The organism is Bradyrhizobium sp. MOS003 (assembly GCF_003020125.1).
In the GTDB taxonomy this organism is placed as follows: Bacteria; Pseudomonadota; Alphaproteobacteria; order Rhizobiales; family Xanthobacteraceae; genus Bradyrhizobium.
Genome location: NZ_PYFW01000004.1, coordinates 315685 through 339736 on the forward strand (window position 1 = coordinate 315685; position 24052 = coordinate 339736).

Annotated in this window: 22 protein-coding genes and 2 tRNA genes; 2 read left to right on the forward strand and 22 right to left on the reverse strand. The window is 64.5% G+C overall.

Annotation, left to right across the window (positions count from 1 at the left end):
* Positions 1-109: 109 nt before the first annotated feature.
* Both C7G42_RS20330 and lipA read right to left on the reverse strand, forming a co-directional pair.
* Positions 110-577, reverse strand: coding sequence for a type II toxin-antitoxin system RatA family toxin (locus tag C7G42_RS20330; protein ID WP_106950738.1), 468 nt, complete (start codon positions 575-577; stop codon positions 110-112).
* A gap of 18 nt (positions 578-595) precedes the next feature.
* Positions 596-1552, reverse strand: coding sequence for a lipoyl synthase (gene lipA, locus C7G42_RS20335; RefSeq protein WP_106950739.1), 957 nt, complete (start codon positions 1550-1552; stop codon positions 596-598).
* Positions 1553-1682: 130 nt separating this feature from the next.
* Between lipA and C7G42_RS20340 the strand changes: the two genes are divergently transcribed.
* Positions 1683-2285, forward strand: a complete 603-nt coding sequence (locus C7G42_RS20340; protein ID WP_106950740.1) for a DNA-3-methyladenine glycosylase — start codon at positions 1683-1685, stop codon at positions 2283-2285.
* 2 nt (positions 2286-2287) lie between these two features.
* Here C7G42_RS20340 and C7G42_RS20345 read toward each other — a convergent pair whose 3' ends face one another.
* The 16 genes from C7G42_RS20345 to C7G42_RS20420 form a co-directional block, all read right to left on the reverse strand.
* Positions 2288-5164 (reverse strand): valine--tRNA ligase, encoded by a 2877-nt coding sequence (locus C7G42_RS20345; RefSeq protein WP_106950741.1) that lies wholly within the window; start codon positions 5162-5164, stop codon positions 2288-2290.
* A 123-nt stretch (positions 5165-5287) separates the two neighbouring features.
* Complete coding sequence (locus C7G42_RS20350; RefSeq protein WP_199581026.1) at positions 5288-6058, reverse strand: PopZ family protein; 771 nt, start codon at positions 6056-6058, stop codon at positions 5288-5290.
* 302 nt (positions 6059-6360) lie between these two features.
* A complete protein-coding gene (locus tag C7G42_RS20355; protein ID WP_106950743.1) occupies positions 6361-7746 on the reverse strand; it encodes a TolC family outer membrane protein in 1386 nt (461 codons plus the stop codon).
* Between the two features lie 202 nt (positions 7747-7948).
* On the reverse strand, positions 7949-8611 hold the full coding sequence (locus tag C7G42_RS20360; RefSeq protein WP_106950744.1) for a protein-L-isoaspartate O-methyltransferase family protein: 663 nt from the start codon (positions 8609-8611) through the stop codon (positions 7949-7951).
* A gap of 136 nt (positions 8612-8747) precedes the next feature.
* Positions 8748-8921 carry a hypothetical protein gene (locus C7G42_RS20365; RefSeq protein ID WP_106950745.1) on the reverse strand — a complete coding sequence of 58 codons (174 nt, stop codon included), beginning with the start codon at positions 8919-8921 and terminating at the stop codon, positions 8748-8750.
* A 217-nt stretch (positions 8922-9138) separates the two neighbouring features.
* A tRNA-Asn gene (locus tag C7G42_RS20370) sits at positions 9139-9213 on the reverse strand.
* 136 nt (positions 9214-9349) lie between these two features.
* Positions 9350-9718, reverse strand: coding sequence for a hypothetical protein (locus tag C7G42_RS20375; protein WP_106950746.1), 369 nt, complete (start codon positions 9716-9718; stop codon positions 9350-9352).
* A gap of 207 nt (positions 9719-9925) precedes the next feature.
* The gene (locus C7G42_RS20380) at positions 9926-11614 is read right to left on the reverse strand and encodes a flotillin family protein (RefSeq protein WP_106950747.1); all 1689 of its coding nucleotides are present in this window, start codon (positions 11612-11614) and stop codon (positions 9926-9928) included.
* A gap of 22 nt (positions 11615-11636) precedes the next feature.
* Positions 11637-12296, reverse strand: a complete 660-nt coding sequence (locus C7G42_RS20385; RefSeq protein WP_106950748.1) for an OB-fold-containig protein — start codon at positions 12294-12296, stop codon at positions 11637-11639.
* A 10-nt stretch (positions 12297-12306) separates the two neighbouring features.
* Positions 12307-13473, reverse strand: a complete 1167-nt coding sequence (locus C7G42_RS20390; protein WP_106950749.1) for a PspA/IM30 family protein — start codon at positions 13471-13473, stop codon at positions 12307-12309.
* Positions 13474-13773: 300 nt separating this feature from the next.
* Positions 13774-14157, reverse strand: coding sequence for a RidA family protein (locus C7G42_RS20395; protein WP_106950750.1), 384 nt, complete (start codon positions 14155-14157; stop codon positions 13774-13776).
* Between the two features lie 15 nt (positions 14158-14172).
* Entirely contained in the window at positions 14173-16506 is a 2334-nt protein-coding gene (locus C7G42_RS20400) for an acetamidase/formamidase family protein (protein WP_199581061.1), read from the reverse strand.
* 134 nt (positions 16507-16640) lie between these two features.
* On the reverse strand, positions 16641-17882 hold the full coding sequence (locus C7G42_RS20405; protein WP_106950752.1) for an acetamidase/formamidase family protein: 1242 nt from the start codon (positions 17880-17882) through the stop codon (positions 16641-16643).
* 46 nt (positions 17883-17928) lie between these two features.
* On the reverse strand, positions 17929-19551 hold the full coding sequence (locus C7G42_RS20410) for an amino acid ABC transporter permease/ATP-binding protein (RefSeq protein ID WP_106950753.1): 1623 nt from the start codon (positions 19549-19551) through the stop codon (positions 17929-17931).
* Positions 19552-19754: 203 nt separating this feature from the next.
* The gene (locus C7G42_RS20415; protein ID WP_106950754.1) at positions 19755-20672 is read right to left on the reverse strand and encodes an ABC transporter substrate-binding protein; all 918 of its coding nucleotides are present in this window, start codon (positions 20670-20672) and stop codon (positions 19755-19757) included.
* 408 nt (positions 20673-21080) lie between these two features.
* Positions 21081-21341, reverse strand: a complete 261-nt coding sequence (locus tag C7G42_RS20420) for a hypothetical protein (protein ID WP_094974207.1) — start codon at positions 21339-21341, stop codon at positions 21081-21083.
* Positions 21342-21603: 262 nt separating this feature from the next.
* Here C7G42_RS20420 and C7G42_RS20425 point away from each other — a divergent pair, with 262 nt between their 5' ends.
* Positions 21604-21813 carry a hypothetical protein gene (locus C7G42_RS20425; RefSeq protein WP_106950755.1) on the forward strand — a complete coding sequence of 70 codons (210 nt, stop codon included), beginning with the start codon at positions 21604-21606 and terminating at the stop codon, positions 21811-21813.
* A gap of 81 nt (positions 21814-21894) precedes the next feature.
* On the opposite strand, the gene C7G42_RS35365 is transcribed toward C7G42_RS20425, so the two are convergent.
* From C7G42_RS35365 to C7G42_RS20440, 4 genes are all read right to left on the reverse strand, one after another.
* Complete coding sequence (locus C7G42_RS35365) at positions 21895-22041, reverse strand: hypothetical protein (protein WP_199581027.1); 147 nt, start codon at positions 22039-22041, stop codon at positions 21895-21897.
* Between the two features lie 188 nt (positions 22042-22229).
* Positions 22230-22303, reverse strand: a tRNA-Cys gene (locus tag C7G42_RS20430).
* A 195-nt stretch (positions 22304-22498) separates the two neighbouring features.
* Complete coding sequence (locus C7G42_RS20435) at positions 22499-23260, reverse strand: ABC transporter ATP-binding protein (RefSeq protein ID WP_106950756.1); 762 nt, start codon at positions 23258-23260, stop codon at positions 22499-22501.
* Positions 23261-23267: 7 nt separating this feature from the next.
* A complete protein-coding gene (locus C7G42_RS20440) occupies positions 23268-23984 on the reverse strand; it encodes an ABC transporter permease (RefSeq protein ID WP_245427850.1) in 717 nt (238 codons plus the stop codon).
* Positions 23985-24052: the final 68 nt, after the last annotated feature.

The following is a 24052-nucleotide window of genomic DNA, read 5'->3' on the forward strand; positions in this document are numbered from 1 at the left end:
CCCCCGCCGTCCTTGCGAGCGCAGCGAAGCAATCCAGAATCTCTCCGCGGTGAGATTCTGGATTGCTTCGTCGCTACGCTCCTCGCAATGACGATGGAGAGATGACTCCCTACGACGGCGCCAGCTTCCGCCCGTAAATCGCGTCCGCCCGTTTTTCGAACGCGGTCGAGAACCGCGCGAAGGCGGCGTCGAACATCGAGCCCATCAGCAGCGCCAGCATGCGGCTCTTGAATTCGTACGAAAGGAAGAAACCGACGTCGCAGACGCTCTCACCCTTGGGTTCGAACGTCCAGCGATTTTCGAGATTGCTGAAAGGACCTTGCAGATATTCGACCAGGATTTTCAGGTTGGCGCGGTCGAGGCTCACACGGCTGGTGAAGGATTCCCTGACCAGCTTGAACGACACCGTCATGTCGGCGACCAGTACCTCGGTCCCGTCGGGCTTTGCCATCCGCTGGCGCACCTTCAACGCGCTGCACAGCGGCACGAATTCCGGATAGCGCTCGACGTCGGCGACCAGATCGAACATCTCGGAGGCGCTGTGATTGACACGGCGCTTGCTCGAAAATTTGGGCATGGTGACTCAGATGGCGGTTCAGCGGGCGCTGGCGGCCCGCGCGGCCTTTAGTCTCGCAAAATCCTCGCCAGCATGATGCGACGAGCGCGTGAGCGGGCTCGCCGACACCATCAGGAAGCCCTTGGTGTAGGCGATCTTTTCGTACGACGAAAACTCATCCGGCGGCACGTAGCGCATCACGGCGTGGTGCTTGCGGGTCGGCTGCAGATACTGGCCGATGGTGAGGAAATCGACGTCGGCCGAGCGCAGATCGTCCATCACCTGCTGCACCTCGTGGCGCTCCTCGCCGAGGCCGACCATGATGCCGGACTTGGTGAAGATGGTGGGATCGAGTTCCTTGACCCGCTGCAACAGCCGGATCGAGTGGAAGTAGCGCGCGCCCGGCCGCACCGTGAGATAGCGCGACGGCACGGTCTCGAGATTGTGGTTGAAGACGTCGGGCTTGGCGGCAACGACCACCTCGAGCGCCCCCTCCTTGCGCAGGAAGTCGGGCGTCAGGATCTCGATCGTAGTCGAGGGGCACGCGGTGCGGATCGCGCGGATGGTCTCGGCAAAATGCTCGGCGCCGCCATCGGCGAGATCGTCGCGGTCCACAGAAGTGATGACGACGTGGGCAAGGCCGAGCTTGGCCACGGCCTCCGCGACGTTCCGCGGCTCGGCCGCATCCAGCGCGTTCGGCAGGCCGGTCTTGACGTTGCAGAAGGCGCAGGCCCGGGTGCAGGTGTCACCCATGATCATGAAGGTCGCGTGCTTTTTGTCCCAGCACTCGCCGATATTCGGGCAGCCCGCCTCCTCACACACCGTATGCAGGCCGTTGGCGCGCACGATGTTGCGGGTGTCGGCATAGCCGCGGGTATTGGGCGCGCGCACGCGAATCCAGTCGGGCTTCGGCGGCGAAGCGGAGTCAGGACGATTCACCTTTTCGGGGTGACGCGGGCGCAGCGGGTTCGTGATGGTATCGACAATAACGACCATGATCTGTCCGGTCTGTTCAGGTCCTACCTAATCTGTCTGCCTGCCTGCCGCAACCCGGCTCGCGCCGCTTCAGGGAACATGGCAGATATGGGCAATATCCTGCTCTGTTCTCAAGCGATTCTCACCTCGAATGGCTCCAGTATCGAACACTTCCACACCGCGGCTCGGCAAGGTCCTGAAGCGGGCCTTTTTCGACCGCGACGTCCGCGAGGTCGCGCCGGACCTGATCGGTGCGACCATGCTGGTGGACGGCGTCGGCGGCATCATCGTCGAGGTCGAGGCCTATCATCATACCGAGCCGGCGGCGCATTCCTACAACGGGCCGACGCCCCGGAACCAGGTCATGTTCGGCCCGCCCGGCTATGCCTATGTGTACCGCTCCTACGGCATCCATTGGTGCGTCAACTTCGTCTGCGAGGAGGCAGGCTCCGCGGCCGCCGTGCTGATCCGCGCGCTGGAGCCGACCCACGGCCTGGCGGCGATGCGCCGCCGCCGCCACGCGGTCGATGTGCACGCGCTATGCTCGGGCCCGGGCAAGTTGACCGAGGCGCTCGGCATCACCATCGCCCACAACACCCTGCCGCTGGATCGGCCGCCGATCGCGCTGCATGCGCGGACGGAGGATGTCGAGGTGGTGGCCGGCATCAGGATCGGCATCACCAAGGCCGTCGAGCTGCCCTGGCGCTATGGCGTCAGGGGCTCGAAGTTTCTGAGCAAGCCGTTTCCGAAATAGGCTTACGAGGCCTGCTTCAGTCGCTCCAGCGCCTCGAGCAGCTTGGCCTTGCGGGCCAGCGCGGCCTCACGCTTTTCGCGCTCCTCCTCGACAACCTCCTCGGCCGCGTTGGCGACGAATTTCTCGTTCGCAAGCTTGGACTCGGCGCGCTTGATATCGGCGACGGCCTTGCCGATCTCCTTGTCGAGACGCGCGCGCTCGGCGGCGACGTCGATCACGCCCTTGAGCGGCAGCGCGGCCACCTCGCCGCGCACGAGCAGCTGAACTGCTCCGTCGGGCGCGCGGTCGGCGAAGGAGATGTCCGACAGCCGCGCCATGCGCTTGATGATTTCGGTCCAGCGCGGCGCGCGCTCCCTGGTTTCGGCGGACGCGCCGACCAGCACCAGCGCCGTCAGCGTTGCCGGTGGAATATTCATCTCGGCACGTATCGAACGGATCTGCGTGATCAGGTCGATCACCCAGCCAATCTCGGCTTCCGCCTTGGGATCGGTGAAGTCGGCATGGTCGAAGATCGGCATGACCAGCATCGGCGACATCAGCGGATCGGTCGGTCCGGCCGCAGCAGCAAGCATTGCGAGTTGCTCCGGCGTCGGCTCGGCCGGCTTCAGCGGCCATTGCGCCAATGCGAGCAGACCGTCGCGCTTGGCCGTCACTTCCCACAGCTCCTCGGTGATGAAGGGCATGAAGGGGTGCAGCAGCTTGAGGATCTCGTCGCGCGCCCAGGCGACCATGGCACGGGTTTCGTCCTTGGCCGGGCTGTCCGGTCCGAGCAGCACGGGCTTTGCGAGCTCGACATACCAGTCGCAATAGACGTTCCAGACGAAGCGGTAGATCGCACCCGCGGCATCGTTGAAGCGATAGGCTTCGATGGCCTCGGTCACCTCGCGCATGGTGTGCGCGCTCTCATGCGCGATCCAGCGGTTCAACGTCTCCTTGGCCTTCGCCGGCTCGAAACCGTCGGGCACGGCGCAATGGTTCATCTCGGCGAAGCGCGACGCATTCCACAGCTTGGTCGCGAAATTGCGGTAGCCCTCGACACGGCTGGTGGCGAGCTTGATGTCGCGGCCCTGCGCCGCCATCGCGGCCAGCGTGAAGCGCAGCGCGTCCGCGCCATATTCGTCGATCAGGTTGAGCGGATCGATGACGTTGCCCTTCGACTTCGACATCTTGGCGCCCTTCTCGTCGCGGACGAGGGCGTGGATGTAGATGGTCGAGAACGGCACCTCCTTCATGAAGTGCAGGCCCATCATCATCATGCGGGCGACCCAGAAGAAGATGATGTCGAAGCCGGTCACCAGCGCATTGGTCGGATAGTAGCGCTGCACCTCCGGCGCGTCCGCGGGCCAGCCGAGCGTCGAGAACGGCCACAGCGCCGAAGAGAACCAGGTGTCGAGCACGTCCTCGTCACGGGTGATAAAGCCTTCGCGCTTGTTGCGGTCGAGCGCCATCTCGCGGCCCTGCTCGGCCGTGATGACTTCCTGCTCGACGTAATAGCCGAGCGCGTGGCTGACGGCCTCCTCCTCGGTCTCGGCGACGAACACCTTGCCGTCCGGGCCGTACCAAGCCGGGATCTGATGGCCCCACCAGAGCTGGCGCGAGATGCACCAGGGCTGGATGTTCTCCATCCACTCGAAATAGGTCTTTTCCCAGTTTTTCGGCACGAAATTCGTCTCGCCCGAGCGCACCGCCGCAATCGCCGGCTTTGCCAGCGTCTTGGCGTCGACATACCATTGGTCGGTCAGATACGGCTCGATCACGCTGTTGGAGCGATCGCCGTGCGGCACCATGTGGGTGTGCGGCTCGATCCGCTCGACGAAGCCGAACGATTCCAGCCGCTCGACGATGCGCTTGCGCGCGACGAAGCGGTCGACCTTGTGGAATTCCTCGGCGAACTGCGCAGCGCCTTCCGGCAGGTCGCGCAGATAATCCTCGTTGTCGACGAGATCGAGACAACCTTCCCGGTCGATCACGCTGATGCGGGCGAGGCCATGGCGATTGCCGACCTCGAAGTCGTTGAAGTCGTGCGCCGGCGTGATCTTCACCGCGCCCGAGCCCTTTTCCGGATCGGAATAGTCGTCGGCGACGATCGCAATCTTGCGGCCGACCAGCGGCAGGATCACGTTTTTGCCGACCAGCTTCAGATAGCGCTCGTCCTCGGGATGCACGGCAACGCCGGTATCGCCGAGCATGGTCTCGGGGCGCGTCGTGGCGACGACGATGAAGCTCGAAGGATCATCGGGGCTGAATGTCTTGCCCTCGATCGGATAGCGCAGATACCAGAGGTGGCCCTTGACCTCGGTCTGCTGCACTTCGAGATCCGAGATCGCGGTGAGCAGCTTGGTGTCCCAGTTCACCAGCCGCTTGTCCTTGTAGATCAGGCCGTCACGGTGCAGCTCGACGAACACCTTGACGACGGCCTTCGAGAGGCCCTCGTCCATGGTGAAGCGCTCGCGCGACCAGTCGCAGGAGGCGCCGAGGCGCTTGAGCTGGTTGATGATGGTGTCGCCGCTCTCAGCCTTCCATTGCCAGACCCGCTCCAGAAACTTCTCGCGGCCCATCTCGCGGCGGCCGGGCTGCTGGCGCTCCATCAACTGGCGCTCCACCACCATCTGGGTGGCGATCCCGGCATGGTCGGTGCCGGGCTGCCACAGCACGTCGCGACCGCGCATGCGCTCGAAGCGGCACAGGATGTCCTGCAGCGTGTTGTTGAGGGCGTGGCCCATGTGCAGCGAGCCCGTCACGTTCGGCGGCGGGATCACGATGGTAAAGGGCACGGCGTCGCGGCGGTCGGGGCGGCCGGCCTTGAACGCAAGGCTGTCCTCCCACACCACGGACATGCGGGCTTCGATATCGGCGGGTTGGTAATTTTTCTCGATCATGGCGCTAGAAAGCCGCGTGTGCGGGTCAAGTCAACGGGAAGCTCGGCGGCAACGGCTGTCCGGCCTGATCCGCAGGCCGAATATGCCACAGGAGCAGGGCTTTATCGGGGCCGCTGGGCCGTATCAGCGGCCGCCGCGCGAGACCCGCTCGATTTCGGCCTTCACGATGCGTTCAACCATGCCCGGCAGATTGTCGTCGAGCCAGGATTTCAGCATCGGACGCAGCATCTCCTTGACCAGATCCTCCAGCGTCCGCGCATTGCTGCTGAGCACCGTATGGGCCAGGGAATTGAAGGCGGATTCGACCGCCGAGACCGTCGATTGCGCCAGGATCGGCTGCTGCGGCGGCACCGGCGGCGCGTCGAAATCCACCGGCGCATAGGACGGCGGCGGTGTCGGGCGCGGCGGCGATTCTGCGAATTCGAGATCGTCGCGCGGCTCGACCTTGCGGAAGCTCGGCGGCGGCGGAGGCGGCGTCGGGTCCATCGCCATCTCGTCGGTCAGCTCGAGCACGTCGGGCTCAGGCTCAGGCTCAGGCTCCGGCTCGGGTTCCGGCGCGCGGACCTCCGGCGCAGGCGTGGCCGCGTCTAGCCCTGCTAGCAGCGCGTCGATATCGTCCTGGTTGTTTGACGCATCCGCCGCAGGGGCAGCTGGCGGAGGCGGAGCAGGCTTTGCTGCGGGGGCTGGTGCGGGCTTCTCGGCGGCCGGTTTGGCGGCTGCGACCTTGGACGGCGGAATGTCGTTCATGGCCTGCGGCTTTTGCGCAGCCGCGGCAGGCGCTGGCTTTGCGGCTTCTGCCGGCGGCGGCTTCGCTTCATCGTCGGCAATGATGCGCCGGATCGAGGCCAGAATCTCCTCCATCGAGGGTTCTGTGACCTTTGCAGGCTGCGTCATCTCCGACTCCACATCATCAACGCCCTCGCATGCGTTGTTTTACACCAAGCACGACAGGATTGGCCGGTTCCGGATGGGTGGCCCGACATTTTCGTCGCGGCAGCCCGACTTGTCCCCAGATCACGGCTCAACGTGCAGCGGTGCGCCCCTGCCCCCGGTACTCAAGCTTTACGCACGCAGCATCGATGCGAGCCGAATCGACCCGCATCGTCTCACCAAGGCTATGTCAGGGAATTTGACGATTGCAAGCAAAGCGCTGGTCGGCCTCGTCCAATCACGAGGCTGACCGGACGACTACGGAGTTAGCGTCCGTCAGGCGTACGCACGCCGGCCCAGCTGTCGCGGACCTGATGGTAGTGAACGCTCGGATCGTAAATCGTGGTCGCAAGGCCCAGGACCTGCGGCGCCAGACGGCCGACGGCAGCCAGCACCTGATAGGATGCGACGACGCGGTCGTGCTGCGCGGTCACCAGCGCGACGCGCGCATTGACCAGCGCCTGCTGCGCGTTGAGCACGTCGAGCGTGGTGCGCTGACCGGCCTTGGCCTCTTCACGAACGCCGTTCAGCGCGATCTCGGACGCAGTCACCTGCGCCTGCGCCGACTGCACCTGCGCCTTGCCGGCCTGCAACGACCCCCACCACTGCACCACGGTCGCACGGGTCTGGTCGCGCGTGGTTTCGAGGTTGAGACGCTGCTGCGCCAAGTTTTCCTTGGACTGGCGGATCAACGCATATTCTGAGCCGCCCTGATAGATCGGCACCGAGAGCTGAGCAGTCGCGGCGGCGTTGAAGGATCGCAACTGAATGATGGACTGTTCGTTGGCCTGCGTGGCCGACGCCTGGATCGTAAGCGTTGGCAGCAACGCGCCTTCGGCGACCTTGACCTGCAAATAGTTGACGTCGATGCCGAACATGGCGGCCGTGACGTTGGGATGCTCAATCAAGCCGAGCTCCACCGCGGCGGCGAGCGTCGGGGGCAGGAAACGATCGACCGGCGAACCTGGCGCAAGGTTCGTCGGCTCATTGCCGATGATGCGGCGATAAGTGGCACGGGTCGTGTTGAGATTCGCTTCTGCAGTCAGCGCCTGCGTCCTGCCGGCTGCCAGCTGTGCTTCCGACTGTGCGACGTCGGTGCGCGTCACTTCGCCGACATTGAAGCGGTCACGAGTCTGCTTGAGCGTCTGCTCGAGCACCCGGACGTTGCTGCGCTGGACTTCGAGCGTGGCCGAGTCGCGCAGATAGTCCATGTAAGTCGTGGCGGCTTGGAGAAGGACGCTTTGATCGAGGCTGCGCAGCGCTTCGCGCGAGCCGGACACCTGACTCTCCGCGGCGCGTGTTCGGTTGGCAGTCTGGTTACCGTTGTAGAGCGTCTGGGAGGCGGTGATGCCAACGCTGCGAGGTAGGGTGGTTCCATGGATCGCGTTACTACCCACGCCGCTCTGCAGATCTTGGTATTGATAGCCACCGCTCGCCGTGAGCGAGGCCCGGGGCCGATAGCCGGACAGGGCCTGAGGCACGTTCTCGTCAGTCGAGCGCACCTGGGCGCGCTGTGCGTTGAGCTGCGGATTGTTCTGATAGGCGCGCACCAGCGCGGACTCGATCGTATCCGCCAAGGCAGGCGTCGGCCCGGCAAGCGCGAGCAGCAGGACCGAAACCGCAGCTCCGGTGAAGAGCTTCACCCCATGCATCCCAAAATTTCCGTTCATTCTAGCGTCCCGCTCGTGCCCGCGAGCTGGGTTACCAACCGAGTGGAGTCGTTGCCCCGCCGCAACATAGGATGCGGATCGGCGCGACGGAACTACCCCAGCGCAGTTCCCGGTGGAAACTCTTCACGTGCAGCATCCCGGCCACACTTTGATTCAGAACGGGATTTTAAAGGGCTTTGGGCCGTCAGAAGACGAAGGCGGCAGCCCGTGCCAGCCCGGGAAGGACCGGGGCGGCGGCGTCAAACAGGGCCCGATGGCCGAATTCTCCGTGGGTATGGGTCACGATCATTGCCCGCGGCGGCCTGGATTCGGCGGACACCCCTACCAGACGCCCGCCCTCCTTCAGCTGCCCTAGCAGCGCTACCGGCGTCACCTCAGTCGCGCCATTGAGGATGATCACGTCGTAGGGAGCGGCGGACGGATCGCCTTCGGCGCAGGCCGCGGCCTTGCAGGTGACGTTGGCAAGGTTCAGCGCAGCCAGGGCGGCCTTGGCCTTCGCAGCCAAAGCCGAATCGCATTCGGTCGCGGTCACCTGCCGCGCGAGCTTGGCGGTCAGTGCGGCGAGGTAGCCCGTGGCGCAGCCGACCACCAGCACGTTGTCGCCCTCGCCGATTTCGGCGGCCTGGAGGAGCTTGCCGGTCAACTGCGGCTTTATCAGGAAGCGCTTGGCTTCGCCTTCGCTCACATCGAGGTCGAGATCGAGATAGGCCAGCGCCTGCCGGTCGGACGGCACGAAGGCCTCGCGCGGAACCGCGAGCATGGCATCGAGAACACGACGGTCGGTGACGTCAATGGTGCGCACCTGGCCATCGACCATTTTGAGGCGCGCGGTCGAGAAACCGGACATTTGCGGACCCTGCAAGGCGGACGATGCCGCGGACGAAATTCGCGGCATCTTTGGAGCATGCACGGCCAAAACGCAACACGGCCGTTAGCCTGCGGGACTAAGGCTTCCGCATCTTACCGCATCAGGTCCGGAAGGATTATTCGATCGCGACCGCCAGGCGCCCGATCAGGGCGGCGACCTCGTCCAGCCGTGCCGAATCGGGCGTCTCGACCGCACGCGCCAGACAGGCGAGGCATTGGTCGTCGCTCAGCTCTGGAATCTCGGCCGGCAGAATCGAGGGGGCCATATGGTCGACCTGGATGTCTGGCATGGGAATCAGCTCCGTTAAGATCCGGCTATCGCGAAGCTCGATTTCAATTGAGTCGATTTGGCGCCGTCCGCATGGCGTGAAGGGGCCACTCCACAACACATCTGCTTGAATGCGATTCCCAGCCGGGATCGCGCAAAGCGTCGTTCAGAAAGCACGGCAGCGAGATCGCGTATCGCGCGAGGGTGCGCCCGTAAATCATTGAATTTGCGGTAGGATTTGGCTCCCCGGGCTGGATTCGAACCAGCGACCATCCGATTAACAGTCGGATGCTCTACCGCTGAGCTACCGAGGAAAAGGCGAACCAGTCGTTCGCGCGCGGCTGCGTATAACAAAGCCGCTTGCGCTTGCAAAGGACGAATTCGTCATCATCCGCAACGCGCCGGAGGAAGGTTGGGACGCCCCCTCCTCCGGACCATGTCGGCCGACGGCTACTCCGCGAGGAACGAGGTCGTCTTGGTGCCGGGATCGTAGCGCAGCCGAAGCGCGGTCATCTTGCAGAGGTTGACGTTTTTCCAGAGCACGGCTTCGTCGTAGCTCTGCCAGTCGACGCGGATATTCCAGACGCATCCGTCGTCGTCCTCGTCGAACTCGACATAGGTGCTCGCCTGGTTCTTCAAGACCTTGTCGAGTTCGTTGTCCCATTCGTCCAAGCCATCGTCCGGTGCGTTGAAGCCCAGGAATTTGATGGCATAGCCGGTCTCGTTGACGACGGTGACGTTGCGGGCGTCGGCGGCGAACGAGGGCATGGCGGCGATCGAAAAGCCGATCGCGATCAGTCCAGACAGAAAATATTTCATATGAAATTTCCCCGATCGAAACAGGCTTCAACGCCTGGCGTCGATCGGCGCAGGCGCCGCGGCAACCAATGGCGTTGCCCCAGGAGATCCGTCCGGAGTGCGATCGAAAGGTTCGAGACGATCGATCGGCACTCCGGGACGTAGCGCGACGCGAGACGCGCTCAGCCTTTTTATCGATTCGAATTCTCCGCAGCAATGAACGGGCATTCATAGATCGGCGGTGTTCGTCTTCTCCGGCGCCGGTACGGCGGCGCCGTTGCTCTTCCCTGTCACGGCGCCGACCAGCGCCTTTACGGGATCATCGCCGGGCGCAAAACCGCCCTGGCGCAGGATCTCGTCGATCATCGGACGCAGCGCGTGAACCTTGAGCAGCTCGCCGGCGAGTCCTTCGCCGAAGCCGACATTGCTTCCGCCGGCGCCGTTGCCACCGAACGCGCCACCGGTGTGCAGGATGCGGACGTCCTTCAGGTTTCCGATCGGCTTGACCATCTCGGCCAGCGCCGACGGCATGATCTCGATCCGCTTCTTGGCGATCTCGAAATCGATGACGTTGCTGCCGAGCTTGTTCTGCGCCTCGTTCTTCATGGTGATGACGGCGGCTTCCGCCTCACCGATGTTGCGCACTCCGACGGCCTTGATCTTGTTGGACTCGGCTTCGGCCGTGGCCAGCGTCTTGACGGCCTCGGCGCGGTCGAGCGAGGCCTTCTTCTCGGCTTCGGCCGCGACGATCAGCTCGGTCGACTTCCGTTCGGCCTCGGTCCGCGCTTCCAGCACCTGGGTGAGGCGGGCACGATCGGCGACCTCGACCGCGCGTGCGGTCACGACCTTTTCCTCGGCGGAGACCGCGAGCGCTTCGGCGGTCTTGGCCTCGGCGACGGCTTCCGAGGTCTGCTTGCTCTTGGCCGCGATCTGGATCTCGTTCTCTTGCGTCGCGATCTGGATCTCGCGCTGGGCGTCGGTCTTGCGCTTGTTGATCGCCAGATCCGACTCGATGACCGCGGTTTCCTTGACCTGCTTGGCGCCGGCCTCCTTCTCGGCGACGGCCCTGTCGGTATCGATCCGGGCATTCTCCTCGGTGAGGCGCGCGGTCTGCGTCGCAGTTGCCACCTCGGCGCGAGTGCTGGCGGTCTTGTTGGCGATGTCGCGCTCCTGCGACAGCTCGGCTTCCTTCTTGGTCCGCTCGATGGTCAGGGTCTGCTGCCGCGCCTCGAGGTCCTTTTGCGCGATCGCCACCTCGTTGTCGCGCACGATCGAGTTGCGGTCGCGCCGGCGGGTCTCGGTGACGGTCTTGAGCTGGGTCAGACCTTCGGCGTCGAAGAAGTTTTCCGGGTTGAAGAACTTGACGTCGGTCTGGTCGAGCTTTGTAAGCGACACGGATTCAAGCTCGAGGCCGTTGGATTTGACGTCGGACTCGACGGTTGCCTGCACATGTTTGACGAAGTCCGAGCGCTTCTCCTGGAGTTCGAGGATGCTCATGGTCGCCGCCACCGAGCGCAGGCCGTCGACGAATTTCGCCTCGACCTGGTTGCGCAGGGCTTCGGCGTCATTGGTCAGTGCACCCAGCGTCTGGCTCGCAAGCGCGATGCTCTCGTCGTCGGGGCGGACGCGCACGTAGAATTCGGCGACGATGTCGACGCGCAGGCGATCCTTGGTGATGAGGGATTCCCGCTCCTTGCGCTCCACGGTGAGCCGCAGCGTCTTCAAATTGACGCTGGCATAGGAGTGGAAGATCGGCAGGATCATGGCGCCGCCGTCGAGCACGACCTTCTTGCCGCCGAGGCCGGTGCGCACGAAAGCCTCGTCGCGGGTGGCGCGCTTGTAGAGGATGGTGAAGACGATCCCGAGCGCGACAATCAGCGCGACGCCGATAATGGCCGGGACTGCGATGTCGAACATGATGTTCTCCGATAATGACTTGCTAGCTGTTTAGAGTGGGCTTGGAAGGTTTGAGTTCATCGTCGGCCTTGACCGCCACGAAGCGGGTGCCGTCGCGATCGACCAGGAGAACCATGGTTCCCTGCGGCAATGGTGCCGACGCCGGCGCCGCAACGGCCCAGACGAAATGGCGGTTGCCGTGGACGTCGGCGACGCTGACCTTGCCGGGCGGCCCCTGGTCGAGCGGGCCGATGACGACCTCGCCAATGCGGCCAACGAGTTCTCCGAGACCGATGGCGTAGCTTTCATCCTTCGGAATGACGCGCGCGATTGCCCTGCTGGCGGCCCGGACCAGCGGAACCGAGACCACGACAGCCCCGACAGAGGCCACCGTTGCCGGCAAGGGCCCCGCAACCATGCGCGCGATGTCCTGGATCAGGAAGCCGGTGATGGAGAAGGCGCCGAGCAGCAGCAGCAGGAAGATCAGAAGCGGCACGCCGCCGACATTGATCCAGGAAATGGCGTTAATCACGCCATTGTCGCTCGGGTGACCGAAATCGATGTTGGTGCCGAGCATCTCGCTCAAGGAAGCCCCGGCCAGCATCGAGACCATTTCGATCGAGCCGACCACGACGATCATGGCCGCCGCGATCGCGAACGGTCTGACCTCTGGCGACATGACGTGTTCGAGCAAAGCGCTCATGACACGGCACTCAGGAGCCCGACTTCAACCGGGCCAGCCTCGCTGCAATTTCCTTGTCGCGATGCAACGTGCTGAGTTCGTCGATGTCGCTCGAATAGGGAATGCCCGGCGGCACGCCGGTGGCCCGCGCCACCGCCTTGCCCGCGCGCAGCGCCTTGGCGGCCGCAGAATCGCCGCCTTGTTTCCGACTCGATGTCGAGGCCTGTTGGCTGGCGATGGCCTCGCTCTTTTCGAGATCGGCGCGGCGCTGCTCGGCATCCTGGAGGGCCGACAGCACGGCGCGCAGCGACGTCACGGATTGCTCGATCTTCTCGTTGTTCTCGTCGATCGCGCGCGAGAGCACGTCGAACTGCGCCTCGAGATCCATCTGGCGCGCGATGCCGGAGCGCGCGAGATCGTCGCGCCCGTCCGCAATCGCGCCCTCGATCTTGGCGGCGAGATCGGTCATCGCGCGCTCGATCTCGCTGCGGCGCGCGTTGAGGCGGTATTCCTCTGCCCGCGCGGCGGCGAGCGCATCGCGCGCTTCGCTCTCGGCGCGCTCGATCTCGCGGATGGCCTGTCCCACCACTTTCAGCTTGTTCTTGCCTTCCGCCTGCTCGATCGCGTCATAGGCGATGCCGGCGATCAGGCGCCCGACCCTGGACAGGAAGTTTTCGGGAGCGGCAGCGATGGTCTCCATGGCGTTCTCCTCCTCTGGCAGATTGTTCGGCGTGACGCCGTAGTGAACTTCGAATCCGTCGTCGTCGGTGCGGATGAGGCGCGCTGGCACGCTCTGCCCCCAGCCCTCGGCATAGCCGGCATAATCGAAGGGCACCGTGATGCGCCCTTGCACGGTCGCAATCGAAATGGTGGCCGGGCCCTTGATCTTGGCGAGCTTGTCGTCGAGCGGCAGGCGGCGGCCCTGCGCCGCGCGATACTCGGTGCGGTCACGCAAGCCTAGCGTCACCAGCCGCGAGGGCAGCGCAGTCGCTTTGCGGATCGGGTCATAGGCGTGGGCATGCAGCAGCACGACATTGGAGCCGACATTGTGGCTCCGCGCGACGTCCTCGAGGATTTCCATCATGCGGTCATAAGCCCTGAACGTCGCCTCCAGCGCGGCCTTGGCGGCCTGGTCAGGGGCAAGCCTGTAACGCAGCGCGGATGGCGCGTTTCGGGGTGATAGGCTCATGTAAAGCACTAAAGCACCATTTTGGTGCTTTAGAAAGAGAGGGTACGATCACGTTCCACTGATCCTTGTGCACTCCATGAATTAGTCGCCGTTGCCCGGGGCCGCGTTCAAGGCAGGCCATCACCTCAAGATCACGGCCGATCAAGACTCTTTGCACGCACGGGCTGCAATTTTAGGGAAAGCTCGCGCGAAGCGGGAACATTGGCGTGCAGGAGGGCTAAGCCGGATTGGCCGGAGCGAATCCGTGGCATTCACCTCCGCGGCGAGGTCGTGGCGGATCACGCTTCGCTAATCCGCCCTACACTGCTCTCACGGTCGCCGGCAGACCAGATCGATCTCGATCAATGCGTCATACGCCAAGCCAGTGACACCGACGCAGGTGCGGGCTGGCAGGCGGTCCGGCGGAAAGTACGTGCGGTAGGTCTCGTTCATCGCCGTGTAGTCTTCCTTGAAGCGCGTCAGATAAATCCGCGTCATCACGACGTGATCGAGGCCGAGATCGAGCCCTGCCAAAACGATCTTCAAGTTCTCCATCACCGCGCGGGTCTGCGCGACGATGCCGTCGGGCAGCACGCCCGGCGTTTGCGGCGTGTCCGGCATCTGGCCGGTGACGAAGACGAAGCCATCGGTCTCCACGGCGTGGCTGAAGGGTGCGACCGGCTTCGGGCCGCCGCTGATCATGTGGAATTTCACTTGTGTATCCCCGGTTTAAGGCGCGTCCTGAAACAGGCGCTTGCTAATGATCGCGTGCACGCCCCAATTGCCGTCGACCACCTGGGTGACGCCGAAATCGACGGCGGCGGACATCAGCGCGATCGCTTCGTCCTCGCTGAGGCCCTTCACGTTCATCAGGAAGCGCCGCATCTTGCGGAATGCGTCCTTCATGGCGAGATCGAGCGACGACTTCGCGTAGACCTCGCTTTGCCCCTGGGCACCGAACTCCGCGAGGTAGTTCGGATGGCTGAAGCCGGTCAGCACCCAATCGGTTGCAGTCTCGATCAGGGGATAAGAGAGATCGGCGAAGGGCTGTCCAGCGAGATCTGCCTTCTTGTGCAGGATCACCTCGAAGGTGCCGGTCATCGAGCATTCGATCGCGGTGCCGCTGAGCTCGCCGTCGCCCTGGGTGGCATGGGGATCGCCGACCGACAACAGCGCGCCGGGGACCGAGACCGGAAGATAGACCGTCGACCCCTTCCCCAGCCGCCAATTGTCGAGATTGCCGCCGAAATAGGACGGTGGCACCGAGTCGATGAAATCGACCTCGCGCGGCGCCACCGCGATCACGCCGAAATGCGGTCGCAAAGGAATCTCGATGCCATCGAGCACGGCATGCCGGCGCTTGACCGTGCCGGGCGCCACGGGAACTCCGGGATAATCATAGGTTGCGTGCACCACCCCGAACGGATCGGTTTGCGCTTCCCAGCGGTAGGAATAGAGCGCGCGGGCGTGCGGCGCGTCGGTGTCGTCGAAGATTTCGTAGATCGTCACGACCTCGCGCGGCTTCGGACCTGCGAGAAACTCGTTGTAGTGATACCCCCACCAGGCTGCGACGGAGGAGCCGAACACGCGGCCTGAGTGTTCGGGATGACGGCTCGCGCGCGGAACGATGTCGAGGATCCGCACCTCCAGCACGTCGCCGGGCTGGGCGTCCTTCACCGCCACGGGACCCGTGCAGATGTGCACGCCAAAGCCTTCGCCGGCGCCGCGTCCGAACACGCTGGCATCCATCGGACCCGCGCCGCGGCGATCCACGTTCTTCCCGGCCTTGGTCCAGCCGAACACGCTTTCAGCGGCGGCATCGCCCGCGATCATCAGTTCGGGGTCGTCGGAGGCATGCTGAGTCAGCGTCTCGATGGTGATCGTATCGCCCGAGGCGATCTCGAGCTGCGGCTGTAACGAACGGCTGAAATAGCCCCAGTGAACACGGTTGGCTTCGATCGGGAGATGATGGTGCTTGCGACCTGCCACTCTCGGCTCGTCGAAGTCGGCGAGGCAGACGTTGCTGCGCGCCTCCGTACCGGTCTGATGCGCGCGGAGCTGTGCCAGCGCGTCCTGTGGCCAGCCTCGCTGACCGATGATTCCGTGCTGTGCCGTCGCGCGCTCCGCTTCCTGCTGGCGAAACTCGCGCGGCGGCAGGCCGAAGCGATGGCGGAAGGCGCGGCTGAAATGCGCGGAGTCGCCGAAGCCATAGGCGTAGGCGATCTCCGAGATCGAACGATGCGCCTCGGTCGGATTGGACAGATCGGCCCAGGCGCGCTGAAGCCGCCGCTCGCGAACGTAGTGGGTGAAATTGTCGCCGACCGTCTCGAACAGTTTTTGCAAATAGCGTTCGGAAATGCCCTCGGCTTGCGCGACGCGGGCCGGCACCAGATCGGGATCGTCGAGGCGACGCTCGATGGTCTGGCAGATCCGGTGCAGCAGCGCAGCCTGCGCCGCACTCGATCCGGGATCGGAGGTCGACGCCGCCAGCTGGTGCGCAAGCGTCAGGAGAAGATCGACGAGCGATTGCGCGATGGAATTCCATTCGGCATCACTCAGCGTGTCGAGCGTGCGCGCGGCCGCGTCCAGCAGGCGCGAGAACACGTCGGCAAAGCCGGTGGTCGGCACGACCCGGGGTTCGCCGAGCCGCGGCTTGCCCGAAAGGCGGCCGTGCAGTGCTTCCGACGTCACCGACAGCACGATGGCGCGCATGTCGCGCTGGAACACGATGCTCCAATCGCCGCCGCGCGGCAGCAGCACGAGGTGGCCGACGGGAACGATCCGATGACCGCCGGCGCTTTTCAGCACCATGCCGTCCTCGACCGGCATCAGAGCGATGGGCAGGTCCTCGTTCGCTCGTGAGAGCGGACCAACGCTCTGCGCGCCCGCAGCCATGCGCGTCAATGCGACGCCTGCGGCGTGCCGATGCGAGGCGGTCGCGTGTCCGTCGAATAGGCCGAGACCACCCGCCGGTTGCAGGCCGACCGCTGCCAGCACGTCCCGCCAGGCATTGGGCCGGTCGTCTTGCGCGTAGGACTCGCTCGTGAACGGGCGGAAGCTCATCGGATCGACCCAGATTGCAGTGGATCGAAGCAACCTCTGTGCCAGACGTGCGCCGGCATCGGTCGCAGCGACGGGCCGCAGATGCGGGTTCTCCTTCACGCCTTCATCCCGAATATCGAATACACATCAATACATTAGTCGCACCGGAAAATGTTCTTGCGGATCGTGCCATGGACGCCCCAATTGGCGTCGACGACCTGGGTGACGCCGAAATCGGCGCCGACCGACAGCAGCGAGATCGCCTCGTCCTCGCTGAGACCGTGCACTGTCATCAGAAACCGGCGGAGCTTTCTGAACGCATCGCGCATCGCACGGTCGAGACTCGAGTGATTGGCAATCTCGGTTTGCGCATCTGCGCCGAGCGCGGCGAGATAGTTCGGATAGGTAAAGCCGTAGAACGACCAGGCATGATCGGTCTCGAGCATGGGGTGGTCGAGGCCTTCGAGGCTGGTGCCGGCCAGATCCCCCTTCTTGTGCAGGATGAATTCGAAGTCGCCGGTCAGCGAGGTCTCGATCGCGGTGCCGCCGAGCTCGCTGTCGCCCTGGGCGGCATGGGGATCGCCGACCGAGAAATAGGCGCCTGGAACGGCGACCGGATAGAACATCCGCGCGCCCTTGCCGATGCGCCAGTCGTCGATGTTGCCGCCGGTGTAGCTTGGCGGGATCGAGCTGACGAAATCGGCTTCCGATGGCGCAAGGCCCATGGTGCCGAAGTGCAACCGCGCCGGCACCTTCACGCTGGAGAGGATGTTCTCGCGCTTCCTGATGGTGGCGTGGTCCACGCGCACGCCGGGATAGTCGATGGTCGGATGCAAGATCCCGTCGGGGTCGGTCTGTGGCGTCCAGACGTAATTGTAGACGGCCTTCGCATAGGGCTCGCCGGAGGTGTCGAGCTCGAAAATGGTGACGACCTCGCGCGGCTTCGGCTCCTCGATGAGGTCGTGGTAGTGAAAGCCCCAGTTGGCGGCGACGTTGGAGCCGAAGCAACGGCCGGCGTGGCAGGCACTGCAGCTCGGCCGGGGCCGGACGTCGAGGATGCGCACTTCTAGAATATCGCCGGGATCGGCGCCTTCGATTGCGACCGGACCGGTGAGGAGATGCACGCCAATCCCCTCGCCTGCGCCGCGGATGAACGGGCCCTCGACGGGGCCGGAGCCGCGGCGCGCCACCGCCTTGTGCTCCCGGGTCCACTGGAACACGCTCTCGGCGCCGGGATCGCCCTGGATCATGCGCTCGTAATCGTCATTCGCATGATGCGTGAGCGTCTCGATCGTGGCGCGATCTCCGGAACGCAGCGTCAGGGCCGGTGCGACCGCCTTGGAGAAATAGCCCCAGTGAACCGTCTTCGGCGAAACCGGCAGCGTGAAATGCTTCATGAGGTGGCCTCTTCGGGAAACGCGGTCTTGATCTCTGCGGCGGCGCTCATCGCACCGCCTCCGGCGTCTTGTCGGCTTCCATCACGTTGAGGAAACGCGCCGTCAGCGGATTGCGGGGATTGGACAGCACCTCGTGCGCCGGCCCCTCCTCGATGATCGCGCCCTCGCTGAGGAACGCGACGCGGTCGGCGACCTCGTCGGCGAAGCGGATCTGGTGCGTCGAGATGATCATGGTGAGGCCGTCGTCGATGGCAAGGCGGCGGATCACCTCCAGCACTTCGTTGACGAGCTCGGGATCGAGCGCGGAGGTCGGCTCGTCGAGCAGCAGCACGCTCGGGTTCGGTGCCAGCGCGCGGGCGATGGCGACGCGCTGCTGCTGGCCGCCCGAGAGATGGCGCGGCAGCGCGTCGGCCCGATGCGAGAGACCGACGCGGTCGAGCAGCTCGGTGGCGCGGCGGTCAGCATCGATGCGGGTCATACCGTGTACCCAGCGCAAGGGGCCGGCGATGTTCTCCTTGGCCGACAGATGCGCGAACAGATTGAACTGCTGAAACACCATGCCGACGCCGACGCTGGCGCGCTCATTGGCGATGGCGCGCGGCGACAGCCGCTTGCCGTTCTCGTCGAAGCCGAGGCGGCGGCCGCCGACGCGCACGGTGCCGGCGTCCCAGTTTTCGAGATGGTTGATGCAGCGAAGCAGCGTGCTCTTGCCGGAGCCGCTGGGCCCAAGCAATGCAACGACCTCGCCGACGCGGACGGCTAGATCGACGCCGCCGAGCACTTTTTGTGCGCCGTAGCTCTTGGTGAGGTCCCTGGTTTCGACGGCGATGTTGTTGCGCGCGATCGTCGCGGCGCGGCGGGTGCGTTCCTCGCGGGTCAGCGCCAGCGGCGGCGTATCGGCCGGCTCGGCCTGTACGGGCTCGGGTTCGGCGACAGTGGCATCGGCGATTTTGATCTTGGTGGCGAGATCGACACGGCGCCACGGCAGGTAATCGGCGAGCTTTCGCTGACGACCCTTGGTGCGGTCGAGATCCATCAGCCATTCGACGAAAAGCTGGATGACACTGATGGCGAAGGTCAGCACGAGATACAGCAGGCCCGAGGCGAAGAAGATCGAGAAGAAGTCGAAGGTCGAGGACGCCAGCTGGGTCGAGCGCAGCGTCAGCTCCTGGACCGCCACGACGGAAGCGAGCGATGAATTCTTCAGCGCGCTGACGGCTTCGTTGCCGAAGGCCGGGATCATGGTGCGGATCGCCTGCGGCGCGATCACCCGCCACATCAGGATCCGCGGCGTCATGCCGAGCGCCTGGCCTGCCGTCACCTGCCCGCGATCGACGCCGAGCACGCCGGCACGCAGCATCTCCGCGATGAACGGCGCCTCGTTGCAGGCGAGCGCGAGGCCGGCGGCCAGCACCGCCGGCAGCTTGATGCCGATATGCGGCAGCGCGTCGTAGGCGAACACCATCTGCAGGATCAGCGGCGTGCCGCGGAAGATCACGGTGTAGGCCCTGGCGATTGCCGCAAGAAGCCAGAAGCGCGAAAGCTGCATGCCGGCGAGGATAAATCCGAGGATCAATCCGCCGCCGAGCCCGAGGGCGGTCACCTCGAGGGTGAGCTCGATGCCCTCGAGCAGATACGGCATGCTCAGATAGTGAAGGAACAGCGACATCAGCCAGCCGTCATGAGAGCGGGATCAAATTTGGTCGAAGGCGGTGGATGGGCTGATCACCTCTCCCTTAGGAACCCTCAGGGAGAGGTCGGATCGCATCGTCCGACGCGATCCGGGCGAGGGGTTACGCTTGCATCGAGTTCGCAGTGCCCCTCACCCGGCGCGTCGCGCCGAGCTCTCCCGTCGAGAGAGGTAAGCCACACTCAGTCGGCCGTCAGGATGTCCGGCTCCTTGAAGTTGTTCACGTCGAGCCCATGCTTCTTCAGAAGCGCCATATGCGTGCCGGCCTTCTGCACCTCGATCAGCGCAGCCAGCACGGCGTCGCGGAATTTCGGCTTGTCCTTGGGCACGGCGATGCCGACGGAATACGGGATCGTCACGGCGATCGCCTTCTCGAGCTTGTCCGGATAGGCCTTGACCGCGCTGTCGACGGTGTTGACGTCGTTGACATAGGTGTCGGCACGGCCGGCGAGGATCGCCTGGATGCAATTGGCATTGTTGTCATAGAGCTGGATGGTCGGCTCGGGCTTGCCGGCCTTCTTGCACTCGGGGATCAGGGCCTGGATCAGGGGCACCTCGACATAGCCGGTGTTTTCGGCAGCCGCCGCGCCGCACATCGACATGTTGATGCCGTTGATGCCTTTCGGATTGCCCTTGGCGACCAGCACACCGTCGAACACCTTCGAGTAGGTGATGAAGTCGGCCGCCTTCGCTCGCTCCTTGGTGGCGTAGATGTCGGAGATGACGATGTCGGCCTGGCCCGCGGCCAGCGTGGTCAGCAGTGCCGCGAATGTCACCGGCTTGTAGGTCAGCTTGAAGCCGAGGCATTCACCGATGGCTTCGCCGAGATCGATGTCGAAGCCGATATATTTGCTGGGATCCTTCGGATCGATGGTCTCATAGCCCGGCGTGTGCGGATTGATGGCGTTGACGAGCGTCTTGCCCTTCCAGTCCGGATATTTCTCCTGCAGCGCGGCACAGGCGGCGGGCGCGGCGGCCTGTGCGCTCAGCGGTGCTGCGGCAACCAGCCCCAGGGCGACGCTGGCGCCGAGCGCGAGCTTGCGCAAAGGCGTTGCGCGCGCCGTTCCCCGCCGCGCCTGGGGCAATACCCGTCTCTCCATGTCCCGCTCCTTCGAATTGTCATGGCAAAGGCCATGTTCCAGATCTCGGAAGCGAGCCTAGGGGGAGAGCCAACGGGAAAGCTTGTCCGCGAGCGTACAAAAAATTGGATGGAGGCGGCCTGTGATTTGGGCAGGCGGCTGCCCAAAAACTGCGCGGGGCGCGAATTGGCGCGATACGCAATTGTCGAATTCGGAGCAATCAAATGGATTCGATCGGGAGAGAGATCTGCACGATCAAAGCCTCACTCAGTGAGGCCGCTTGACCGAGATATCACGGGCGGTGGACGCATCTGTCGCCGACGCCGCGATATCCACAGCCTGTCCGCAGCATATCCACAGGCCGACCAGGCCGGATTCGCCGGCCCTCGCGAGGCACTTGCTGCGCACAAATCCACCGAACCAACCATGTCAGCCGCCGGCCTGATCGAACACGCTGCGGCAAGCCTCGCTCAAGCTCGACCGGTTACGGCGCAAGCAGGCCGTGATGGCGCGGACGTTGGGGATCTCGCCGGCGCAGAGCCGGTAGACATCGGGTGTGCAGGCCCGGCGCTGTTCGGCCGTCCCCTGCCCGTGGGCGGCGGAGGCAAACAGCGTCAGGAACAGCCCGACCGTGGAGGCGCGGCGCGCCCGGCTCTTCACTCCCGCAAACCGCAAGAACCTCGCCTTCATGACCAGTCTCCCCGTTCCGCCCTGCCCGCTCCGGCCTGCATTGGGCCGGTGTGCGAAGGGGTAGGAGAAATAAACCGCCTGGGATGTGATCTCTTTCACACTGGGGGTGCTCGGCCGAAACGTAGGTTCCCGAGGGGACCTCTTTAGAAATCGCTAACCAATCGGGGCCCGATCGCCGGATCGTTAAAATGCGAACGATCGGCTCAACCGGGTAACAAACCGGCTTTGCGACATTGCGCCGTCCGCGTTCTGCGAGGGTGCGATGAGAAGCGAAGCCGAATTCAATCTGCTGCTGGATGCCGTCCGCGACGCCATGGTCTTTGAAGATTTCGCTCCCGCGCCGGAGGAGGAGTTCGTGCCCCGCTCGTGGAGTTTCGACGCGACGCCCAGGAAAGCTCCGATGGCCGCCAATGACAACGAGGGCGCCTGGCCCCTCCTGCCGTTCCCCGACGGCTGGTACGCGGCCTGCTGAGGCTGCTCTCACTGTGAGCCATAGCGCCCGCCTCGCCGGCGTTTTGCCGTCGGCGCTGTGTGAAAGCCGAGGCCGCGACCATCAGGTCTTGACGCGTTCCTCACCATCCCGCGGCACCCGGTCGGATGCGGCCGATGGAAAGATGCTGTCATAGATCGCACGGGCCTCGCGGATCAGGCGAGCCCGCTCCAGCTCGGATTTCGGGACAAATTGGACGATGTCGCCCACGGGTGCTCCAGCGCTCGTTGATGTCAGTCGCATCATTTCGCAGATGCGAAGTGTATGCCAACGGGCGTGAATCCAGGGTTTCAAGTGACCCCCGGGCAAATCCGGGGGCAGGACGAGGCGAGCCTCGCCGGCGCAGCCATCGGAACACGATCGCAACAGAATTCCGATGGAAAATCAGCTATTTATGATGGAGGCCACGTCGGGACTCGAACCCGAGTAAACGGTTTTGCAGACCGGCGCGTAACCACTCCGCCACGTGGCCCCGTAAGGGCGGACCAATATAGGGGATCAACGGGTTAGGCAACCGCCTTCGCCCGATTTTGGCCGGAGGCCACCCCTCAAGCGCAATGAGATTGGATGAATCCTCATCGCGTTTTAGCTCGTCGTTTGCGCATGATCTCTTCGGAAGACCGCTTCAGACTTTTCCGGATCATGCCCTAGCGGGGACCTCGGGCCGCTACGCCTTCCTCGTGCCGGCCCCCGCCAGATATTGCGCGAGAATCGTATCGGTTGCCCCGGCCGCGATGATCCGTCCCTGCTCCAGCAGGATCGCCCGGTTGCAGGTGCTCTGGATCAGCTCGATGTCGTGCGAGGCGAGCACCAGGATGCCGGCACGGGCGACGATCTCATCGAGCCGCTGCCGCGCCTTCTTGCGGAATTGCTGGTCGCCGACGCCGATCCATTCGTCGAGCAGCACGATCTCGCCCTCGACCGCGGTTGCGACCGCGAAGATCAGGCGCAGCATCATGCCGCTCGAATAGGTGCGCAGCGGCAGGTCGAGGCGGTCGCCGAGTTCGGTGAACTCGGCGATCTCCGCCCGCCGCGCGTCGATCTCGGCGCGCCGGGCCCCGATCACGAGGCCGCGCCGCATGATGTTCTCGTAGCCGGTGGCTTCCTCGTCGAAGCTTGCCTGCAAATCGAACAGCGACAGGCAGCGGCCGGATACGTCGATGGTCCCCGCCGTCGGATGGTAGATGCCGGCGAGAACCCGCAGCAGCGTGGTCTTGCCGGCGCCATTGGCGCCAATGATGGCGAGCCGGTCGCCGGCGCGGAGGTCGAGGCTGACCCCGTTCAACGCCGTGATGATATGCGAAACCGCAGCCTTCCGCCGCAGCGTCACGGCGCTGACGAACCGGCTGCGCAGCGAACGGTCACGAAACGACAGCACCGGAAACGTGACCGAGACGTCCCGAAGCGCGATGTGGGCCGTGGTCGTCATGCGCGCATCACAGCCAATACGCCACGCGATGGCGGTATTTTGCGTAGCAGCCGAGGCCGATGACGGCCACGAGGATCGCGTAGACGGCCCCCAGCAGCCATTGCTCCGCATCGGTCGGTTGCGACAACAGCGGCCGGCGCACCAGATCGAGCAGCGTCGCAAACGGATTGACCCATGTCAGCCAATGAAACGCGGTGCCCCGCGCGCTGTCCTCGGTCCAGATGATCGGCGTGAGAAAGAAGACGAACTGCAGGCCGCTGACGATCGCCGAACCAATGTCGCGAAAACGCGCGCAGAGCATGCCGAGCGCGACCGAGCCGCCGAGCAGCGCGAGGAACAGGATCGCAAAGCCGGGCAGCGCGAGCAGCATGCTCCAGTGCAGCGGCCAGGGCATCACGACGTAGAGCAGCGCGACGATCACGAGATGATGCGCGAAGATGAGCACGTTGCGCGCGATCATCTGGAGGACATGAACGATCAGCGGCGCCGGCACCGCCTTGATCAGATGGCCGGACGCCACGAAGACGTTGGAGCCCTCCTGCAGCGTCGTGGCCATCAGGGTCCAGACGATCAGCCCGACCGCGAAGGACGGCAGGAAGGCGGCGATGTCCTGCTTGAACAGGGCCGCATAGACCGTGCCGACGCTTGCGATCGTCGCGGCGAGTGTCAGCGTGATCCAGAGCGGGCCGATCACGGTCCGACGGTAGCGCAGCGAAATGTCCATCAGTGCGAGCGTGCCCCATCGATCGGGCCGCGCCGCCTGTGTCAGAATTTCCTTCGCTGCGAGCTGAA

What these genes read in the sequence shown, in the direction of transcription:
- C7G42_RS20400 (WP_199581061.1), bottom strand. Translation starts at nt 16,506, where the DNA reads ATGAGCTTCCGCCCGTTCACGAGCGAGTCCTACGCGCAAGACGACCGG.
- C7G42_RS20380 (WP_106950747.1), bottom strand. Translation starts at nt 11,614, where the DNA reads ATGTTCGACATCGCAGTCCCGGCCATTATCGGCGTCGCGCTGATTGTC.
- C7G42_RS20405 (WP_106950752.1), bottom strand. Translation starts at nt 17,882, where the DNA reads ATGAAGCATTTCACGCTGCCGGTTTCGCCGAAGACGGTTCACTGGGGC.
- C7G42_RS20345 (WP_106950741.1), bottom strand. Translation starts at nt 5,164, where the DNA reads ATGATCGAGAAAAATTACCAACCCGCCGATATCGAAGCCCGCATGTCC.
- C7G42_RS20360 (WP_106950744.1), bottom strand. Translation starts at nt 8,611, where the DNA reads ATGTCCGGTTTCTCGACCGCGCGCCTCAAAATGGTCGATGGCCAGGTG.
- C7G42_RS20420 (WP_094974207.1), bottom strand. Translation starts at nt 21,341, where the DNA reads ATGAAGGCGAGGTTCTTGCGGTTTGCGGGAGTGAAGAGCCGGGCGCGC.
- C7G42_RS20410 (WP_106950753.1), bottom strand. Translation starts at nt 19,551, where the DNA reads ATGTCGCTGTTCCTTCACTATCTGAGCATGCCGTATCTGCTCGAGGGC.
- C7G42_RS20355 (WP_106950743.1), bottom strand. Translation starts at nt 7,746, where the DNA reads ATGCATGGGGTGAAGCTCTTCACCGGAGCTGCGGTTTCGGTCCTGCTG.
- C7G42_RS20415 (WP_106950754.1), bottom strand. Translation starts at nt 20,672, where the DNA reads ATGGAGAGACGGGTATTGCCCCAGGCGCGGCGGGGAACGGCGCGCGCA.
- C7G42_RS20440 (WP_245427850.1), bottom strand. Translation starts at nt 23,984, where the DNA reads ATGGACATTTCGCTGCGCTACCGTCGGACCGTGATCGGCCCGCTCTGG.
- C7G42_RS20330 (WP_106950738.1), bottom strand. Translation starts at nt 577, where the DNA reads ATGCCCAAATTTTCGAGCAAGCGCCGTGTCAATCACAGCGCCTCCGAG.
- C7G42_RS20340 (WP_106950740.1), top strand. Translation starts at nt 1,683, where the DNA reads ATGGCTCCAGTATCGAACACTTCCACACCGCGGCTCGGCAAGGTCCTG.
- C7G42_RS20350 (WP_199581026.1), bottom strand. Translation starts at nt 6,058, where the DNA reads ATGACGCAGCCTGCAAAGGTCACAGAACCCTCGATGGAGGAGATTCTG.
- lipA (WP_106950739.1), bottom strand. Translation starts at nt 1,552, where the DNA reads ATGGTCGTTATTGTCGATACCATCACGAACCCGCTGCGCCCGCGTCAC.
- C7G42_RS20365 (WP_106950745.1), bottom strand. Translation starts at nt 8,921, where the DNA reads ATGCCAGACATCCAGGTCGACCATATGGCCCCCTCGATTCTGCCGGCC.
- C7G42_RS20375 (WP_106950746.1), bottom strand. Translation starts at nt 9,718, where the DNA reads ATGAAATATTTTCTGTCTGGACTGATCGCGATCGGCTTTTCGATCGCC.
- C7G42_RS20385 (WP_106950748.1), bottom strand. Translation starts at nt 12,296, where the DNA reads ATGAGCGCTTTGCTCGAACACGTCATGTCGCCAGAGGTCAGACCGTTC.
- C7G42_RS20425 (WP_106950755.1), top strand. Translation starts at nt 21,604, where the DNA reads ATGAGAAGCGAAGCCGAATTCAATCTGCTGCTGGATGCCGTCCGCGAC.
- C7G42_RS20435 (WP_106950756.1), bottom strand. Translation starts at nt 23,260, where the DNA reads ATGACGACCACGGCCCACATCGCGCTTCGGGACGTCTCGGTCACGTTT.